At 71.9% G+C, this 19,085-nt stretch carries 13 protein-coding genes; 9 read left to right on the forward strand and 4 right to left on the reverse strand.

Annotated elements, in window-relative coordinates:
- Positions 1-116 precede the first annotated feature (116 nt).
- Genes hisC through EDD30_RS22115 form a run of 3 tightly spaced genes read right to left on the reverse strand, consistent with a single transcriptional unit; the run spans position 117 to position 2,847 of the window.
- The gene (gene hisC, locus EDD30_RS22105) at positions 117-1,193 is read right to left on the reverse strand and encodes a histidinol-phosphate transaminase (RefSeq protein WP_071802746.1); all 1,077 of its coding nucleotides are present in this window, start codon (positions 1,191-1,193) and stop codon (positions 117-119) included.
- Positions 1,190-2,230 (reverse strand): RDD family protein, encoded by a 1,041-nt coding sequence (locus EDD30_RS22110; protein ID WP_123678458.1) that lies wholly within the window; start codon positions 2,228-2,230, stop codon positions 1,190-1,192. Before EDD30_RS22110 ends, hisC begins: the two co-directional genes overlap by 4 nt.
- Positions 2,227-2,847: an RDD family protein gene (locus tag EDD30_RS22115; protein WP_244945358.1), complete on the reverse strand. Its 621-nt coding sequence runs from the start codon at positions 2,845-2,847 to the stop codon at positions 2,227-2,229. The genes EDD30_RS22110 and EDD30_RS22115 overlap by 4 nt, the downstream gene beginning before the upstream one ends.
- Positions 2,848-2,946: 99 nt before the next feature.
- Here EDD30_RS22115 and EDD30_RS22120 point away from each other — a divergent pair, with 99 nt between their 5' ends.
- The 3 genes from EDD30_RS22120 (at position 2,947) to EDD30_RS22130 (ending at position 6,561) form a co-directional block, all read left to right on the forward strand.
- Positions 2,947-3,432 carry an Lrp/AsnC family transcriptional regulator gene (locus tag EDD30_RS22120; protein WP_071806763.1) on the forward strand — a complete coding sequence of 162 codons (486 nt, stop codon included), beginning with the start codon at positions 2,947-2,949 and terminating at the stop codon, positions 3,430-3,432.
- A gap of 62 nt (positions 3,433-3,494) precedes the next feature.
- A complete protein-coding gene (locus EDD30_RS22125; RefSeq protein WP_071806764.1) occupies positions 3,495-4,814 on the forward strand; it encodes a PQQ-binding-like beta-propeller repeat protein in 1,320 nt (439 codons plus the stop codon).
- Positions 4,815-4,884: 70 nt separating this feature from the next.
- The gene (locus EDD30_RS22130) at positions 4,885-6,561 is read left to right on the forward strand and encodes a fumarate hydratase (RefSeq protein WP_071806771.1); all 1,677 of its coding nucleotides are present in this window, start codon (positions 4,885-4,887) and stop codon (positions 6,559-6,561) included.
- 56 nt (positions 6,562-6,617) lie between these two features.
- Here EDD30_RS22130 and EDD30_RS22135 read toward each other — a convergent pair whose 3' ends face one another.
- Positions 6,618-7,127 carry a hypothetical protein gene (locus tag EDD30_RS22135; RefSeq protein WP_071806765.1) on the reverse strand — a complete coding sequence of 170 codons (510 nt, stop codon included), beginning with the start codon at positions 7,125-7,127 and terminating at the stop codon, positions 6,618-6,620.
- A gap of 287 nt (positions 7,128-7,414) precedes the next feature.
- Between EDD30_RS22135 and EDD30_RS22140 the strand changes: the two genes are divergently transcribed.
- The 6 genes from EDD30_RS22140 (at position 7,415) to EDD30_RS22165 (ending at position 19,078) form a co-directional block, all read left to right on the forward strand.
- Positions 7,415-10,363 carry an AfsR/SARP family transcriptional regulator gene (locus EDD30_RS22140; protein WP_071806766.1) on the forward strand — a complete coding sequence of 983 codons (2,949 nt, stop codon included), beginning with the start codon at positions 7,415-7,417 and terminating at the stop codon, positions 10,361-10,363.
- 44 nt (positions 10,364-10,407) lie between these two features.
- Complete coding sequence (locus tag EDD30_RS22145) at positions 10,408-11,817, forward strand: class II fumarate hydratase (protein WP_071806767.1); 1,410 nt, start codon at positions 10,408-10,410, stop codon at positions 11,815-11,817.
- Between the two features lie 66 nt (positions 11,818-11,883).
- Complete coding sequence (locus tag EDD30_RS22150) at positions 11,884-13,533, forward strand: S8 family serine peptidase (RefSeq protein ID WP_071806768.1); 1,650 nt, start codon at positions 11,884-11,886, stop codon at positions 13,531-13,533.
- Positions 13,534-13,627: 94 nt separating this feature from the next.
- The gene (cysS, locus tag EDD30_RS22155; RefSeq protein ID WP_071806769.1) at positions 13,628-15,043 is read left to right on the forward strand and encodes a cysteine--tRNA ligase; all 1,416 of its coding nucleotides are present in this window, start codon (positions 13,628-13,630) and stop codon (positions 15,041-15,043) included.
- Positions 15,043-16,158 carry a 23S rRNA (guanosine(2251)-2'-O)-methyltransferase RlmB gene (rlmB, locus tag EDD30_RS22160; RefSeq protein ID WP_123678459.1) on the forward strand — a complete coding sequence of 372 codons (1,116 nt, stop codon included), beginning with the start codon at positions 15,043-15,045 and terminating at the stop codon, positions 16,156-16,158. Before cysS ends, rlmB begins: the two co-directional genes overlap by 1 nt.
- 148 nt (positions 16,159-16,306) lie before the next feature.
- Positions 16,307-19,078, forward strand: a complete 2,772-nt coding sequence (locus EDD30_RS22165; protein WP_123678460.1) for an Hsp70 family protein — start codon at positions 16,307-16,309, stop codon at positions 19,076-19,078.
- Positions 19,079-19,085: the final 7 nt, after the last annotated feature.

Consider the following 19,085-nt stretch of genomic DNA (forward strand, 5'->3'; position numbering starts at 1 on the left):
TTCTCGGACTCCCCTTTTCCATCCTCGCGCCGTCCTGGCCGATCTGGGCGGCGGCGCACGGCGTGTTCGGCGCGGTGATCCTTTCGGCTCGCTCCGCCGGGGGAACGGTGCCGGGGTCAGAGGGCCGTTTCGGCGGCCGCCAGGAACGCGTCGTTCTCCTCCGGCGTACCGATGGTGACGCGCACGCCGTCGCCCTGGAACGGGCGGACGATGACCCCGCGGCTCTCGCAGGCGGCACCGAAGGCCGCGGCCTGGTCGCCCAGCGGCAGCCAGACGAAGTTCGACTGGCTCGACGGCACGTCGGGCAGCAGCTTGCGCAGCGCCTCGGTGACCCGCTCCCGCTCGGCGATGACGAGGCCACAGCGCCGCCTCACCTCGTCCTCGGCGTCCAGGGCGGCCAGCGCGGCGGCCTGGGCGACGAGGCTGGTCGAGAACGGGGTCAGCACCTTGCGGATCGCCACCGCCACGTCGGGCTGCGCCACGAGGAAGCCGATGCGCAGGCCGGCGAGCCCCCAGGCCTTGCTCATCGTGCGCAGCACGACGACGTTGGGCCGGTCACCGTACGCCTCCAGGCCGTCCGGGATCGTGTCGTCGGTGACGAACTCGCGGTAGGCCTCGTCCAGCACCACGAGGACGTCGTCCGGCACGGTGTCGAGGAAGCGGTCCAGCTCGGCCCGGCGGACGCTGGTGCCGGTCGGGTTGTTCGGGTTGCAGACGATCACGAGCCGGGTCCGGTCGGTGATCGCGTCGGCCATCGCCGGCAGGTCGTGCCCGTGCCCGGCGGTGTTGGGGACGCGCACGCTGGTCGCACCCACCCCGGCCGAGATGATCGGGTACGCCTCGAAGGAGCGCCACGAGTACACGATCTCGTCGCCGGGCAGGCAGGTGGCCTTCGCGAGGTGCTCGGCGAGCGCGACCGAGCCGCAGCCCGTGACGATGCGGTCGGGGCTGACGCCGTACCGGTCGGCGAGCCGGTCGCGGAGCTGTACCACGCCCATGTCCGGGTAGCGGTGGGACTGGGTGACCGCCGCCGCGACCGCCTCGGCCACGCCGGGCAGCGGGCCGAACGGCACCTCGTTGCTGGCCAGCTTGATCGCCTCGGCGATGCCGAGCTCGCGGGCCAGGTCGGCGACGTTGCGCCCGGGCACGTACACGGGCAGCGCGTCCAGGTCGGCGCGGGTCAGCCTGGTCATCGTTTTCCTCCGGTGGAGTCGTCGGCGTTGTCCGGCGTGGCCGGGACGGAGTTCGGGTTGTGGCCGGGCGGTGCGGACACCACGACGGTGCCGGCCGTCTTGTCGTGCAGGGCCTGGTGGAGCTGATGGTCGAAGAGGACCGACCCGGAGACGACGAGCTGGGCCAGGAACCCGATCCCGGAGCAGTACCAGAGCGGCGTCCACATGCCGAGGCGGCCCCAGCGCCGGAAGGCCCGGCCGAAGCCGATGGCGGTGGTGTCCTCCAGCTTGACGACCTTGACGCCGAGCAGCCGCTTGCCGAGGGTCTGGCCGCTGTTGGCGAGCGCCGGGACCTCGTACGCGAACCACAGCGCGGTGGCCACGAGCAGCATGGTCATCATGATGTAGCCGGCCCGGGCCGGGGCGGGCTCCGGCGTGACCGCCGGGTTGGTCATGACGGCGCGCACGACCGGTTCGACCTCGCGCCACCACTGGTACGCGAGCCAGCCGTTGACCACCACGTTGAGCAGCAGCACGACCGCGATGTCGACGAGCCGTGCCACCAGCCGACGGCCGAGCCCGGCCAGGGCCATGCCGTGCGGCCGCGCCCGGACCGGGTAGGGATACATGAACCCGGGCGGAGGCTGCCAGCCCGGGGGTGGCTGCCAGCCCGGGGGTGGCATGGGATATCCGGGCGGCGGCTGCCAGCCCGGGGGTGGCTGCCAGCCCGGGGGTGGCATGGGATATCCGGGCGGCGGCTGCCAGCCCGGGGGTGGCTGCCAGCCCGGCGGCGGCACGGGATATCCGGGCGGCGGTGGCGGATATCCCGGCGGGGGCTGGTCGGCGCCGGCCGGGGCCGGGGCGGGAGCGGGGGCCGAGGGCGCGCCGGGCGCCGAAGCCGGCTCGGCCTTCTGCGGGGGCTCCTCCGCGGGCGGCGGCCCCTCCGGCGGCACCTGGTCCGCCGGTATCGGCTGGCCCAGCCAGCCCTCGCCGTCCCACCAGCGCTGGGTCGACGGGTCGGCCGGGTCCTTGTACCAGCCGGCGGGAAGCGAACTCATGGCGCAACCTTTATCACGATGGTCTTGGCGACCTTGTCGTGCAGGGTCTGCTGGTACGGCTTGTCCCAGAGCTGCCAGAGCCCGTCCAGCAGGCCGAGGAACGGCACGAAGGAACCGCCGACGCACTCGACGAGATAGCGCCGGGCGGCCATGCCCCGGGTGAGCGTGGCGCCCGGTTCGAGCGGCACCACCTGCACCTTCATCAGCTTCTTGCCCAGCGTCCGGCCGCTGCGGAACATCATCTCGACGTAGTAGACGTAGTACGCGACCAGCAGGAACACGAAGAAGCCGAGCTCCAGCAGAAGGAGCGGCAGGAAGAACTGGTTGAACACCTGCTCGTACTCCACGGCGACGGGAGTGCCCGGCGTCGACGGATCGCTCCGCGCGGCGATGTCGGACATCGCGTTGACCATGAACCACGCGAACGGCGGCAGGAAGAGGACCATCGCGACGGCTCCGAGGATCACCGCGTCGATCATGTACGCGAGCAGGCGCGTGCCGAAGTCGGCGAGCGGGCGGCCGTCCGGACTCAGCGGCACGGGCGGCGGCCCCCACCCGGGCGCGGGCGGGCGCGGTGGTCCGTAGCCAGGCGGGGCGTGGTCTCGTGCTTCGGTCACGAGGACAGTGTTACAGGTTTCCGCGCGTCACCCGCTGCCGCTCGACGGCTTGGGTTCTGCGGTGGCCAGGCTGCGCATTCGGTAGGGTCTGAACGCATCATGACTGTGCAAGATGTCCACCTCGACTCCCTCGACGGCCGGATGCTCGCGTTGCTCGCCGACGAGCCGCGGATCGGCGTCCTCGAGCTGTCCCGCCGGCTGGCCGTGGCGCGCGGAACGGTGCAGGCCCGGCTGGACAAGCTGATCGCCCGTGGCGCGATCCGGGGCTTCGGGCCGGACGTCTCCCCGGCCGCGATCGGCTACGGGGTGATGAGCTTCGTGACCCTGGAGATCTCCCAGCGGTACGGCCACACCGCCGTCACCGAGCATCTCGCGGAGATCCCGGAGGTGCTGGAGGCGCACACGATCACCGGCAGCGGCGACCTGCTGTGCCGGATCGTGGCCCGTTCGAACGCCGACCTGCAGCGCGTGATCGACAACGTGCTGGCGTACGAGGGGATCATGCGAGCGTCGACCATCATCGCGCTCGCCGAGCAGGTGCCGTATCGGACGACGCCGCTGGTGCGAGCGGCCAGCGGGATATAAGGCATCGACACGGTCTTATCGGGCTGACCGGCGCGCCGTGTTGATCTCGTTACCGTGTCGGCGTGGCTTCCGGCGGTCCGAACTTCAAGAGCATCGCGCTCGTGGGCCTCGTCGCCGTCATCGTCCTGGCCACCACCGGGGTCTGGAACCCCTTCCCGCGGCTCTGGTCGTGGATCACCCGTAGCGACCCGATCGCCGAGGGGGTCGCGAGCTGGCAGACGGCGATCGGCGGCTCGCCGCAGAGCGTCACGCTCACCGGCGGCGCGGCGATCGTCGAATACCGCACGTCGGTGGAGGCGTACGGGCTCACCGCCGGGGTGCGGCTCTGGAAGTCCGACGCCGACTGGGCCGGGGTGGCCGGCGCGGGCCCCGACGCCGTCGTCGTGGTGGGCCGGCTGCTGACCAAGGGTTACGAGGTCCTCGACCCGGCCACCGGCGCGGTCCGGCGCAAGGACACCGCGGCCACGGCCGTCTGGACGTACTCCGACGCGATCCTCGACCTGCGCTGCCCGGAGACGGGCGAGTGCGAGCTCAGCGCCTGGGAGCCGCACGGCAGCAAGCCGATGTGGACGATCTCCACGCCCGGCATCGGCTTCGTCCTCAACGCGTCGAACCCGGACCTTCCCGACACCCGGCCGCTGGCCGCCGAGCGGGTCGACGCGCGGGCCGGCGGACCCACGCCGCTGCCGGACCTCATCGGGCTCCCGGGCGACGGCAAGGTGCAGATCATCGACACGGCGCAGGGCCGGGTCACGCAGACCCGTACGCCCGGCCGGGACCAGCGCGTCGCCGTCGTCGGCAGCCGGGTGCTGACCGTGACCGGCGAGGGCCGGGACGGCACCTGCTACTACGACGTGATCGCCCACGACCCGCCCTCGGGCCGGCCGGTCTGGGAGCGCGATGGGCTCAACCTGCGCACGGCCGACAACGGCTCCGACTGCAAGCAGGAGCGGGACCCGGCGGGCGGCTCCGACGTCGTCCTCGGCGTCGATCCCACCGGACGCCAGGAGCTGATCGCCGCGCACGACGGCCGCGACCTGTGGCGAGGGCAGAAGGGGCAGAGCGTGCTCGCCGTCGACAACGCGCACGCGCTGATCCGCAGTGCCGACAAGAAGACGCTCAGTGCCCGGTCCTTCAGCCGCGGGTCCGTGGTGTGGGTCCGCGACCTCGGCGGGGAGGCCGCTGCCGCGCTCACCCCGTACGCGGCGATCGTGACGGAGGCGAAACCGGCCCGGGTCGTCGCACTGAGCCCGGCCACCGGGAAGGTCCTGACCGAGGCCCGCACGGACGCGAAGGTCTTCGCGGCCGGTCCGGAGGGTTTGATCCTGGTCTCCGGGCGCGACATGGCCTACCTTCCGTACGATTCGGCCGCCGCACGGTGATCGAACCGGTATGTGGGCATGACCCCGCGGGTTCGCACAGCCGGCATGCGCTGGCCTAGGCTTGCCCGTCATGAGCAGAGCCGCCGCCTTCTCGTACTCGCCGCTGTTGCCGACCGGCGAGGACACCACCGAGTACAGACTGCTCTCGGACGAGGGCGTGGACGTCGTCGACGGCCCCGGCGGCCGCCGGTTCCTCACCGTCGACCCCGCCGTGCTCACGCACCTGACCTCCGAGGCCATGCACGACATCGCGCACTTCCTGCGCCCGGCACACCTCGCCCAGTTGCGGGCCATCATCGACGACCCCAAGGCGTCGGCGAACGACCGGTTCGTCGCCCTTGACCTGCTGCGCAACGCCAACATCGCCGCCGGCGGCGTGCTGCCCATGTGTCAGGACACGGGTACGGCGATCGTGATGGGCAAGCGCGGCCGGCACGTGCTGACCGACGGCACCGACGAGGAGGCCATCGCGCTCGGCGTCTACCAGGCGTACACCCGGCTGAACCTGCGGTATTCGCAGCTCGCCCCGCTGACGATGTGGGACGAGAAGAACACCGGGTCCAACCTGCCGGCGCAGATCGAGCTCTACGCGGAGGACCCGGGCGGCCAGCCGGACGCGTACAAGTTCCTCTTCATGGCCAAGGGCGGCGGTTCGGCCAACAAGTCGTACCTCTACCAGGAGACCAAGGCGCTGCTGAACCCGGCGCGGCTGATGGCCTTCCTGGACGAGAAGCTGCGGCTCATCGGGACGTCGGCCTGCCCGCCGTACCACCTGGCGGTGGTGATCGGCGGCACCAGCGCCGAGCACGCGCTCAAGACCGCCAAGCTGGCCAGCGCGAAGTATCTGGACAATCTGCCGCGCGAGGGCTCGATGACCGGGCACGGCTTCCGCGACGTCGAGCTGGAGGCGGCGGTCCTCGAGCTGACCCGCGACTTCGGCATCGGCGCGCAGTTCGGCGGGCGCTACTTCTGCCACGACGTACGGGTGATCCGCCTACCCCGGCACGGCGCCTCCTGCCCGGTCGCGATCGCGGTCTCCTGCTCGGCCGACCGGCAGGCGCTGGCCAAGATCACCCCGTCCGGGGTCTGGCTGGAGCGGCTCGAACCGGACCCGGCCCGCTACCTGCCGGACGTCACCGACGAGACGCTGGAGACCGACGAGGTCGTCCGGGTGGACCTCAACCAGCCGATGGACGCCATCCGGGAACAGTTGGCGAAGTACCCGGTGAAGACCCGCCTGTCGCTGTCGGGCCCGCTGGTCGTGGCCCGCGACATCGCCCACGCGAAGATCGCCGAGCGCCTCGACGCGGGCGAACCGATGCCGCAGTATCTGCGCGATCACGCGGTCTACTACGCCGGCCCGGCCAAGACGCCCGAGGGCTACGCGTCCGGCTCGTTCGGTCCGACGACGGCGGGCCGCATGGACGCCTACGTGCAGAAGTTCCAGGCCGCCGGCGGCTCGCTGGTGATGCTGGCCAAGGGCAACCGCTCCACCCAGGTGACCGAGGCCTGCCAGGCGCACGGCGGCTTCTACCTCGGCTCGATCGGCGGGCCGGCGGCGCGGCTCGCGCAGGACTGCATCCGGCACGTCGAGGTCCTCGAGTATCCGGAGCTCGGCATGGAAGCGGTGTGGAAGATCGAGGTGGAGGACTTCCCGGCCTTCATCGTCGTGGACGACAAGGGCAACGACTTCTTCGCCGAGGTGACCCGCCCCAAGGCCGTCCTGCAGATCGGCAAGGGAGCCTAGGCGGGCCACCGGGTCGTTCCACCTGGAAGGTCCGGCGGCGCCGGTCCGTGGCCGCCTCAGGCGCAGTGGCCGGCGACCGGGGTGAGCCAGTTCGTCATCGCGCCCTGAAGGACCTTGTCCAGGTCCTTCTCGGCCTTGATGCCGTCGAAGAGCTTGGTGTCGGTGGCGCTCTTGGCGAGTCGGGTGGCGGTGGACGCGCCCGCCTCCTTGAGCTTCGGGTCCTGCGCCGCGGCGGTCTCCTTGCGTACCCGCGCGGCGACCTCCTTGAGCTCCTTGCCCGCCGCCTGCTGGGCCGCCTTCGCGTTGTCGGCCTGCTCGGCCTCCTTGTACGCGATCATCTTGCCGAGCTCCGTGCCGAAGCCCTTCAGGTCGGCGTCGAAGACTTTCTCCAGGCGGTCGCAGACCTTCTTGGTGTCGGCCGAGTAGTCCGGGGGCGGGGTGGTGGTCACCGCGGTCGAGGGAGCGGCCTGGGCGGGCGCCGCGGACGCTGTCGTGTCGCTGCTGCCGCAGCCCGCTCCCGCGAGGAGGAGGCCGCCCGCAGCCGCGGCGAGAAGGGTGCGTCGCATGACAAAGATCCTCTTCGTCCGGGGTGTGCAAACCCTCGGGACGATACTTCCGCCTACGTGCGGCGTCCAACCGGTGTCATCCCCCGGAACGTGAACAGCTCGCCCGCGCGAGGCGGACGAGCTGTGCATCCCCGTTACGGCCGCCCCGCTCCAAAAGGGGGACGTGACATCGTCACGGGAATGGAACGGCCTGGCCAGCAGCATGCCGTGACGCGCTCTCGATCGGCTGTCGGCCCGCTATCGCCGGTATCTTCGAGGGCCGATCACCGTCCGGGGGAGGAGGCTCAGTGCGATTCGGCATTCTGGGGCCGCTCACCATCACAGACGGAGACGTGGAGGTCGCCGTCACCGCGGGCCGGGACCGGACGGTGCTGGCGATGCTGTTGCTGCACGAGGGCCGGATCGTCAGTCTGCACGAGCTGATCGATGCGGTCTGGGAGAACGACCCGCCGGCGACCGCGCGCGGCCAGTTGCAGACGTGTGTGTCCCGGCTCCGCCGGCTGCTTGCGCCCGGTGTGATCCGGACCGACCCCGCCGGGTACGGCATCGTGCTGGTTGCCCATGAACTGGACCTGCATCTTTTCATCCGGCTCACGACCCGGGCCCGCTCCGGCGATACGCCGGAAGGCCGGGCTGCTGCGCTGTTTCGGCAGGCTCTCGCGCTGTGGCGGGGTTCCGCGCTGGCCGGCCTGGAGGCACCCGCGGTACGCGGTCTCGCCGCGGTGCTCGACGAGGAGTACGGCGCCACCGTCGAGGAATGGATCGACTTCGAGCTGGCCGCCGGGCACGCGCGAGAGATCGTCGGCGAGCTGACCGGGCTGGTCGAGCGCCATCCGCTGCGCGAGCGGTTGCGGGCACAGCTCATGCTGGCGCTGCACCGGCTGGGCAGGCAGGCCGACGCGCTCGCGGAGTACCGCCGGGCGCGGGCGCTGCTGCGGGAGGAGCTCGGTATCGAGCCCGGTCCCCTGCTGCGAGACGTGCATCGGCGGATCCTGCAGGGCGAGATGACGCGGGAGCCGGTCGCGGAGCAGCCGGCCACGCCGGTGAATCGCCTGCCGCGGGCTGTCGAGGACTTCACCGGCCGGGCTGAGGTGATCACCCGCTTGCTGGGCGCGGCCGCCAGGACCAATGTGCTGGTCATCGACGGCATGGCCGGAAGCGGCAAGACCACCCTGGCGGTCCAGCTTGCGGCGAAGCTGCGGACCGACTACGCGGACGGCCAACTCTTCCTGGATCTGCAGGGGCACAGCGAGCGGGATCCGTTGACGCCCGGTGCCGCGCTGGTGGCTCTGCTGAGGCAGCTCGGCCTGGAGCCCGGCCGGATCCCGCCGGATGTGGACGGCCGGGCCGCATTGTGGCAATCGGAGCTGATGAAGCGGCGGGTCGTGGTCGTGCTGGACAACGCGGCGTCGAGCGCTCAGATCGGTCCGCTGCTGCCATCCGGAACGACCTGTCTCTGCCTGGTCACGAGCCGGCGCCGCCTGCTCGGCCTCGACGGCGGGCACACGGAGTCCCTCCCGGTGCTTGCGGAGCGGGAGGCCCTCGGGCTGCTCCGGAGCATCGTCGGCGACCGGGTGGCGCACGAGCCCGACGCCGCTCGGGAGCTCGTGCGCCGGTGCGGTCGCCTGCCATTGGCCATCCGGCTGGCCGGCGCCCGCCTTGCCCACCGTCCCCGGTGGGCGGTGGCCGATCTGGTGCGGCGCCTGGACGAGGCGGTGCTTCCCGAGCTGGCCGCCGAGAACCGCACGGTGGCGAGCGCGTTCGCCCTTTCCTACGGCCAGTTGATCGAGCCGGCCCGGCGGCTCTTCCGGCTGCTCGGCCTGCACCCGGCCGGGCGCTTCGGAGCCGTGTCGGCCGCCGCGCTGGGCGACCTGCCCCTGCGCGACGCGCAGGACCTGCTCGACGAACTGGTGGACATGCATCTGGTCGAGGAACCCGATCCGGACCGTTATCGGCTGCACGACCTCGTCCGCCAGTACGCGGCGACGCTCGCCGACGCCCTGTCCGAACGGGAACGGCATGCCTCGGTGTCCGGGCTGGTCGATCTGCATCTGTACGCGGCCGCGCGATTGAACGGACCGGGCGAGACCGAGAGCGCCACCCAGGACTATCCGACGGCCCCCGCGCTCCGGCCGGACCTCGTCGAACGGGCGGTCACCGACCTGGACTGGCTGGAGGAGCAGCGACCCCTGCTGCGAGCGCTGGTCCGGGCCGCCGCCGCGATCGGCGAACCGGAGCGCGCCTGGCTGCTCGCCCGCGTGAGCTGGCCGTTCCTCTACCACCGCAACTACTACGACGACCTGGTCGCGGTGCTCGGCGAGGCGATCACGGTCGCGGAACAGGCCGGCGACGAGCGCGGTGTCGCCCTGCTGAGCAACTATGTGGCCTCCGCCCTCTATCGCACGGGCCGGTACCACGAGGCGCTGCAGCGGCTGTCGATCATGCTCGAGTATCAGACGCGAACCGGGAACGTGCGGGGCGAGGCACGGGTCCGCGCGAACATCGCCGGACCCCTCATGCGGCTCGGCCGCCCCGGCGAGGCCATCGGGCATACCCAGTTGGCACGGCGGACCTGGCAGAAACTGGGCTACGGCCGCAATCTGGCGGCACGTAACGTCGATCTCGCCAGCCTGTACAACGAGTGCGGGCGCTACGAAGAGGCACTCCGGCATGCCCGGATGGGCCTGCAACTGGCGGCGGAACTGAGATTCGACCGCCTTGTCGGACTCTGCCTGCGAAACATCGGCCATGCGAGAACCGGCCTGGGCCATGTGGACGCGGCCGATCGCGTCCTGAACACCGCGCTACGGCTGTTCCGGCAGGACGGCATGCGATCGGAGGAGTGTCAGGTGCTGCGGATCCTCGGTCTGGTCGAACAGCGTCGGGGGCGGTGGGAGCGGTCGGTGGAGTCGTTCCTGTCGGCTCTTGCCGTGGCCCGCGAGGTAGGTCACGCGCCCGCTGTTGCGCTCATCTCGAACGACCTCGGTGCCGTCCTGTTCGCCATGGGTGACGTCTCGGGTGCCATGCAACTGCACCGCGATGCCCTGGCGATCGCCCGGCGGATCGGTTATGCGCTCGAGGAAGGCCGGGCGTCGCATGGTCTGGGGGCGTGCTTGGTGGAGGACGATCCGGACGCCGCGCGCCGGTATTGGCAGCAGGCGCTGGCACTCTTCGATCGGATGGACTTCGCCGCGAAGGACGAGGTGGCCCGGCGGCTGGCCGGGCTCGACCGCTGAACAGTGGCGCGGATCAACTGCGTGCCGCTCGCGGCGGGGGCAGGATGGAAGTCGTGACGACGACTGACGAGAGCGGATTCCGGATCGAGCGCGACACGATGGGTGAGGTCCGGGTGCCGGCCGATGCCCTGTGGCGGGCGCAGACGCAGCGGGCGGTGGAGAACTTCCCGATCTCCGGGCGGGGGCTGGAGCCCGCGCACATCCGGGCGCTGGCCCGGATCAAGGGCGCGGCCGCCCAGGCCAACGCCGCGCTGGGGGTGCTGGAGGACGACCTGGCCAAGGCCATCGCGACCGCCGCGGCGCACGTCGCGGACGGCGGCTACGACGACCAGTTCCCGATCGACGTGTTCCAGACCGGGTCCGGAACCTCGTCGAACATGAACACCAACGAGGTGATCGCCACGCTGGCCTCGCGCGAGCTGGGCCGGGCGGTGCACCCGAACGACCACGTCAACGCCTCGCAGTCGAGCAACGACGTGTTCCCGTCCTCGATCCACCTCGCGGCGACCGAGGCCGTCACCGGTGACCTCGTTCCTGCGCTGGAGCATCTCGCGGCGGCGCTGAGCGCCAAGGCCGAACAGTGGGCCGAGGTCGTCAAGTCCGGCCGGACGCACCTCATGGACGCGACGCCGGTCACCCTGGGGCAGGAATTCTCCGGGTACGCGGCCCAGGTGCGCCACGGCATCGACCGGCTCACCGCCACGCTGCCGCGCCTGGCCGAGCTGCCCCTCGGCGGCACCGCGGTGGGCACCGGCGTGAACACGCCGCCGGGGTTCGCCGCCGCGGTGATCGAGCGGCTGCGGGAGACGACGGGGCTGCCGCTCACCGAGGCCGGCAACCACTTCGAGGCGCAGGGCGCGCGGGACGGCCTGGTGGAGGCGTCCGGGCAGCTCCGGGTCGTCGCCGTCAGCCTCTACAAGATCGTCAACGACATCCGCTGGATGGGCTCGGGACCGCGGGCCGGGCTGCGCGAGCTGCGCCTGCCGGACCTGCAACCCGGTTCGTCGATCATGCCGGGCAAGGTGAACCCGGTCGTGCCCGAGTCGGTGCGCCAGGTGGTCGCGCAGGTCATCGGCAACGACGCGGCGGTGGCGTTCGCCGGCACGCAGGGCGACTTCGAGCTCAACGTCATGCTGCCGGTGATGGCCCGCAACGTGCTCGAGTCGATCAAACTGCTGGCCGCGGCCTCGCGGATGCTGGCCGACCGCTGCGTCGCGGGCCTGGAGGCCGACGAGGACGTCACGCGGGCGTACGCGGAGGGCTCGCCGTCGATCGTCACGCCCCTCAACCGCTACCTCGGTTACGACGAGGCCGCCGCGATCGCCAAGCAGGCGCTGAGGGAAGACAAGACCATCCGGGCGGTTGTCATCGAACGCGGACATGTCGCCGGCGGCACCCTGACCGAGGAGCAGTTGGACTCGGCGCTGGACGTCCTTCGGATGACCCGTCCGTAACCGAACGCGGGCAGAAGAAAACGATCAACCCTTGTGAATGATCGTCTTCTTCGATGGAATGCGGGGATGAGAAGACGCTTGACGGCCGGGGCCGTCGCCACCGCGACGAGCCTCGCCGCCCTCCTCGTCGGCCTGCCCACCACGCCGGCGGCCGCCGCCACCACTACCGAGTACACCGTCGTCGCCGATGACGGCGTCGCCGCCGCCGACGCGATCGCCGCGATCACCGCTGCCGGCGGCACGGTCGTCGCCAGCAACACGGCGGTCGGCACATACAAGGTCACCTCCTCCGCCGCCGACTTCACGACCCGCGCCGCGCGCTCCGAGGCGCTGATCGGCGCCTCGGCCCGCAAGGCCATCGGACACGCACCCAAGGTCTCGCCGGCCGTCGAGCAGCCGGTCACCGAGGCGCTGCGGGGACGCGGGCCGCGCGGCGCCACGACCCCCGACCCGCTCGACGACAAGCTCTGGGGCCTCAAGATGGTCAAGGCCGACAAGGCCCGCGCCATCGAGAAGGGCGAGCGCGGCGTCACGGTCGGCGTCCTGGACACCGGCCTCGACGCCTCCAACCCGGACCTCGCCGCCAACTTCAGCAGCAAGCTGTCCCGCAACTTCGCCCCCGACCTGGTCGACGTCGACGGGCCCTGCGAGGTCGAGGGCTGCCTGGACCCGGTCGGCACCGACGACGGCGGGCACGGCACCCACGTGGCCGGCACGATCGCCGCCGCGGCCAACGGCTCCGGGCTCTCCGGCGTCGCGCCGAACGTCACTCTGGTCGAGCTCAAGGGTGGCCAGGACTCCGGCTACTTCTTCCTCGACCCGGTGGTCAACGCCCTCACGTACGCGGGCGACGCCGGCCTCGACGTGGTCAACATGTCGTTCTACGTCGACCCGTGGCTCTACAACTGCAAGGCGAACGCCGCGGACTCCCCCGAGGCGCAGGCCGAGCAGCAGGCGATCATCACGGGCATGAAGCGGGCGCTGAACTACGCGCACAGCCGCGGCGTCACGCTGGTGGGCGCGCTGGGTAACCAGCACGACAACCTCAACGACCCGCAGGTCGACACGACCAGCCCGGACTACGGCGGCGAGCCGTACGAGCGGCCGATCGACAACGCGACCTGCTTCTCGCTGCCGGCCGAGGGCCCGAACGTCATCGGCGTCTCGGCGCTCGGCCCGTCGACGTCGAAGTCGCACTACTCCAACTACGGCACCGAGCAGATCGGCGTCTCGGCGCCGGGCGGCTTCACCCGTGACTTCTTCGGTACGCCGCAGTACAACAACGCGGCGAACAACATCCTGTCCACGTACCCGCTGAAGGTTCTGCAGGCGAACGGGACGGTCGACGCGGACGGCAACCCGGTCAGTCCGAACGTCTTCAAGGAGTGCACCGCCGACGGGAAGTGCGGCTACTACACCTACCTGGCCGGCACGTCGATGGCGGCGCCGCACGCGGCGGGCGTCGCGGCGCTGATCGTCAGCAAGTACGGCCACCGCGACTGGTGGCGTGGCGGCCTGAAGATGAACCCGAAGCTGGTCGAGGCCCGGCTCTACCGCACGGCCCAGAAGACCGCGTGCCCGGAGCCGCGCCTGCGTAGCTACGCGAACGAGGGTTACCCGGCGGAGTTCGACGCGTACTGCGACGGGGACAAGGACTTCAACAGCTTCTACGGGCACGGCATCGTCGACGCGTACAAGGCGGTCGGCGGGCGCTGAGCCCCGCACCTGTGGACAACCCTGTGGATAACCGCCCCGCCCGTGCACTCGGACGGGGCGGTTATCAACTTCTCAGTGTCGGTACCCTTGTACGGTGACGCTGAGGCTGCATGACACCGCGACCCGATCCGTCCGGGACTTCGTCCCGAAGACGCCCGGTCAGGCTGGCATCTACCTCTGCGGTCTCACGGTGCAGTCCGTGCCGCACATCGGCCACCTGCGTAGCAGCGTCAACTACGACGTGCTGCGGCGCTGGCTGACCCATTCCGGCTACGACGTCACCTTCATCCGCAACGTCACCGACGTCGACGACAAGATCCTGGTCAAGTCGCAGCAGACGGGCCGGCCGTTCTGGGCCATCGCGTACGCGAACAAGATCGTCCTCGACGCCGACTACCGCGCGCTCAACGTGCTGCCGCCGACCTACGAGCCGCTCGCCACCGGTCATGTCCCGGAGATGCACGAGCTCATCGGCACGCTCATCGAGCGCGGCCACGCGTACGAGTCGTCCGAGGCGAATGGTGACGTCTACTTCGACGTGCCCAGCTACGCCGATTACGGCGCGCTCTCCGGGCAGAAGCCCGAGGACATGCTCTCGGCCGGCGAGGCACCGGAGCGCGGCAAGCGGCACGCCGAGGACTTCGCGCTCTGGAAGGGCGTCAAGGCCGACGAGCCCGCCGACGCCTCCTGGCCGTCGCCGTGGGGCCGCGGCCGCCCGGGGTGGCACATCGAGTGCTCCGCGATGGCCCGCCGCTACCTCGGTGACGAGTTCGACATCCACGGCGGCGGGCTCGATCTCACCTTCCCGCACCACGAGAACGAGATCGCCCAGTCGCGCGCGGCCGGCCTGCCGTTCGCCCGCTACTGGGTGCACCACGCGCTGCTCAACCTCGGCGAGGCCAAGATGAGCAAGTCGCTGGGGAACGTCATCGACGTCGAGGCCGTGCGCGCCATGGGCATCCGCCCGGTCGAGCTGCGCTACTACCTCGGTGTGCCGCACTACCGCTCGCGCATCGACTACTCCGACGACGCGCTGCGTGAGGCGGCCACGGCGTACCGGCGGATCGAGGGCTTCGTGCAACGGGCCGTCGAGGTGGTCGGCCCCGGCCGGCCCAAGGAGGTGCCGCCGGCGTTCACCGCGGCGATGAACGACGACCTCAACACCTCGGCGGCGCTCGCGGTCGTGCACGACACGATCCGCGAGGGCAACACCGCGCTGGCCGGGAGCGACGAGACCGGCGTCCGAGCGGCCCTGACCGAGGTGCGGGCCATGCTCGCGGTGCTCGGCCTCGATCCGCTCGACGAGGCCTGGGGCGGCGGCACGGAGTCCGGCGGCGACCTCAAGCCGGTCGTCGACTCGCTGGTCGCGCTCGCGCTGGAGCAGCGCGCGCAGGCCCGCACACGCAAGGACTGGGCGGCGGCCGACTCGGTCCGCGACCAGCTCAAGAACGCGGGAATTCAGGTGGAGGACACTCCGACCGGGCCGCGCTGGACGGTAGGAGAGCACTGATGCCAGGAAACTCCCGTAACGCGAGCAAGCGCGTCACGTCGAAGAAGGGCGCGACGACGGGGTCCGGGGGCAAGAACCGGGCCGGCCTCAAGGGCCGTGGCAAGACCCTGCCCGCCGACGAGCGGCCGTGGCACAAGGGCTACTCCGGCACCGAGAAGCTGCCCGAGAAGACGGCCCGCAAGCAGGAGAAGGAGCGGCGCGCCGCGGCGGCCGAGGGGCGGGCCCCCAAGGTCGGCATTCCGGGCACCAAGGACACCACCTGGGGTCGCGGGGGCGGTCGCGCCGCCGGGCGCCCGGCTCCTCAGCGCGGCGGCCGGACGCCGAGCCGCGGACCGCGCGTCGCACCGGGCCGGCGCTCCAACCCGACCAAGGAAGGCCCCGAGCTGCTGCTCGGCCGCAACCCCGTGGTCGAAGCGCTGCGCGCCCTGGTCCCGTCCACCGCGCTGTACGTGGCCCAGGGCATCGACATCGACGACCGGGTCACCGAGATCGTGCGGACGGCGGGCGACCGCGGCATCCCGATCCTGGAGATCAGCCGCAACGAGCTCGACCGGATGACCGGCGGCGTGCTGCATCAGGGCATCGGCCTGCAGGTGCCGCCGTTCGCGTACGAGAACTTCGACGATCTCGTGGCCGCGGCGATGGAGCAGACCGCGCCGCTGCTGGTGGCCCTCGACGGGGTGACCGACCCCCGCAACCTGGGCGCGGTGATCCGGTCCGTGGCCGCCTTCGGTGCGCACGGCGTCTTCATGCCCGAGCGCCGCGCGGCGGGCATCACGGCGACCGCCTGGCGCACCAGCGCGGGCGCGGCGGCCCGGGTGCCGGTCTCCCAGGTGGTCAACCTGACCCGGGCGATCAAGGCCGCGCAGCAGGCCGGGTTCACCGTGATCGGCCTGGACGCGGACGGCGAGACGGACCTCTACCAGCTCGAGGCGGCGGTCGGCCCGCTGATCGTGGTCGTCGGCTCCGAGGGTCGGGGGCTGTCCCGGCTGGTCGGCGAGACCTGCGACATCCGGGTCAGCATCCCGATGGTCTCCACGGTGGAGTCGCTCAACGCGAGCGTCGCCGCCGCCGTGACGCTGGCCGAGGTGGCGCGCCGCCGCACCTACGGCTGACCTGACGCCGGCCCGAGGTGGCGCGCCGCCGCACGTACGGCTGACCCGACGCCGGCCGGGTGGGTCCGACGCCCCGGTGCGGCGGCGGGTGGCCCGGCCCGCCCTGTAACGTGGCGGGCCGAGTCGTCCGTTGGCGGAGGGGCAGCGCATGCTCGGTGTTGACCTGGGCACGTCCCACACGGTCGCCATGCTGCGCTGGCCCGACGGGCGGGTCCGGCCTCTGCTCTTCGACGGCCGGCCGCTGCTGCCGTCCGCCGTCTTCCGGGACGCCGACGGTCGCCTGCACGTCGGCCAGGACGCGGTCCGGCTCGGCTACGCGGAACCGGCCCGGCTCGAACCCCACCCGAAGCGGCACGTCGACGCGGCGACCATCCTGCTCGGCGACGCCGAGGTGCCGGTGCCCGAGCTGCTCGCTGCCCTCCTCGAGGCCGTCGCCCGGGAGGCCGTCGCGGCCGCCGGTCTCCTGCCGCCCGCGGTCGTGACCCATCCCGCAGCCTGGGGCACGGCGCGCCGCGAGGTGTTGACCCGCGCGCTCGCCCTGGCGGGCTGGCCGCCGGAGACCCAGCTCGTCCCCGAGCCGGTCGCGGCGGCCCGCTACTTCGCCGAGGTGCTGCGGCGCCCGGTGCCGGTCGGTGCGACGCTGGCCGTCTTCGACTTCGGCGGCGGCACGCTGGACGTCGCCGTGGTGCGCAACGAGGGCACCGCGCCGGACGGCCGGGGGCGGTTCGCGGTGATCGCCTCCGGTGGGCTGGACGACCTCGGCGGCCTGGACATCGACGCGGCCCTGGTCGACCACCTGGGCATGGAACTGGCGGCGTCCGAGCCCACCGCCTGGGCCGCCCTGCGAGAGCCGGTCACCCTCGCCCAGTGGCGGGCCCGGCGGCACTTCTGGGACGACGTCCGCGGTGCGAAGGAGATGCTCTCGAGGACCGCGCAGGCTCCGGTGGCGGTCCCGGGCCTGGAGCATGCCGTCCACCTGACCCGCGACGAGTTGGAGCTGGTGACGGCGCCGCTGGTGCGCCGCGGCGTCGCCGAGGCCGGCGTGGTGATCAAGGCAGCGGGTCTGACCCCGGCGGACCTGGCGGGGCTGTTCCTGGTCGGCGGCTCGTCGCGGGTGCCGCTGGTGGCGCGGCTGCTGCACAGCGAGCTGGGCGTCGCGCCGACGGTGCTCGAGCAGCCCGAACTGCCCGTGGCCGAGGGAGCGATCCTGGCCGCGACTCCGCCCCCGGCGCCGGTCTCTCCGGCTTCCCCGGCCGCGATTCCGGCCTCTCCGTCGGCTTCCGTGGTCGGGACTCCGGCCTCTCCGTCGGCTTCCGTGGCCGAGACTTCGTCTGCGCCGCCGCCTTCTCCGGCCGCGCCGACGGTCGAGCCGACCGGCGAGCCGAGCTATGCCGAGCCGGTCGACCCGTGGGCCACCGGGGAGGCGGTCGCGCTGGCCGCCGCCCACGGTGAAACCTTCACGTTGCCGACCTCCGGTGCCTCCGTGTCGCCCACCCCCATCCAGCCGACCGGCGACCCGTGGCTCGCGTCGGCGCAGCCGCCGCCGGAACCGGCGCTTCCGGCGTACCGGAGAAAAGGTCTCTGGATCGTCTCCGCCGCGACCGTCGTCGTGCTGGGTGTGGCCGCGACCGTCGTAGCGCTGTTCTGGCCCGGCTACTCCGCGCTGGACTACCAGCCGCTCGGCGAGCCGCGGCGGATCGCTCCGGTGGCGCCGCTGACCTCGTCCTTCTCCGCTGCCGCGCTGCGCGACGGACGCGCCTACTTCGCCGGCGCCGATGACCAGGGGCAGCTCGGCGTCGTTGCGGCCGCGGCGGACAGCGGTGAGACGCTGTGGCGCAGCACCGAAGCCGGAGTCGCCGACCGCTGGGAGTTCTTCTTCACGCTCCCGCACGCGGTCGTCGCCATCAGCGCTACCGACTCCGACACCCGGGACCGGCGGATGGTCCTGCTCGACCCCGGCCATGGCAACAAGATGTGGGAGCGGCGGATCGCGAGCGACGACAGCATGCTCTTCACCGGAGACACCGCGGTTCTCGTCGACCGCGCCGAGAGCCGGGTCGTCGGGCTCGAGGTCCGCCGCCGCGGCTGGGTCGCATGGGACCAGAAGAACCCGAAATCCCAGTACGGCCAGAGCACCACCAAGGTCGTCACGGCCACCACCTCCGGCGATCTCGCCGGGGCCGCCACCACCGGCGGGGTCCCGTTCGCCGAGCCGATGGACGACGACGAACGCCTCGTGCAGATCGGCGCCGACCGCTCGGCCCGCGTCCTCGACGCCGGCACCGGTGACGAGGTGACCGCGCCGCGGCCCAGCGTCGCCGACCCGGACGACGAGGTCATCGCCCACCACGGGCGGCTGATCGTGGCGGAGTCCGGCAACACCCGCCGCATCCTCGTCTACGACCTCGACAAGCTGGGTGAGCCCGAGGTTCCGTACACCGCCCCGGACAACCGCCAGATCGAGCGCCTCACCGCCTGCGGCGACGACCGGGTCTGCTTCGTGCAGACGACCGGGTACGACGCCAAGACCGCTCACGTGGTGGCGGTCGACGTGGCCAAGGGCGGCGCGCAATGGTCGCGGCCCCTGCCGCAGGCGGAGAAACTGGTGCCGGTCGGCGACGCCGTGCTCGTCACCCAGAACAGCTCACCCGCTCAGGTGTCGCTCCTCGACGCCGGGGGCACGGTCGCGTGGACCCGGGCCGGTGCGGCCGGCCGGCTCGACGGCGGCAACGTGCTGCACTTCTCCAAGGCGCTCTCCACCTCGCCCGACGATCCCGGACTCTCCGGCGAGCACGTCGGCGACGCCGCGGTGCCGCTCGGCTCGCTGGCCGGCGTACGGTCGGCGACCTGCGCGTGGGACCAGAAGCACCTGGCCTGCGTCGCCGAGAAGGACTTCGTCCTGCACACGTTCGCGTCCTGAGACGCGA

The organism is Couchioplanes caeruleus, from assembly GCF_003751945.1.
In the GTDB taxonomy this organism is placed as follows: domain Bacteria; phylum Actinomycetota; class Actinomycetes; order Mycobacteriales; family Micromonosporaceae; genus Actinoplanes; species Actinoplanes caeruleus.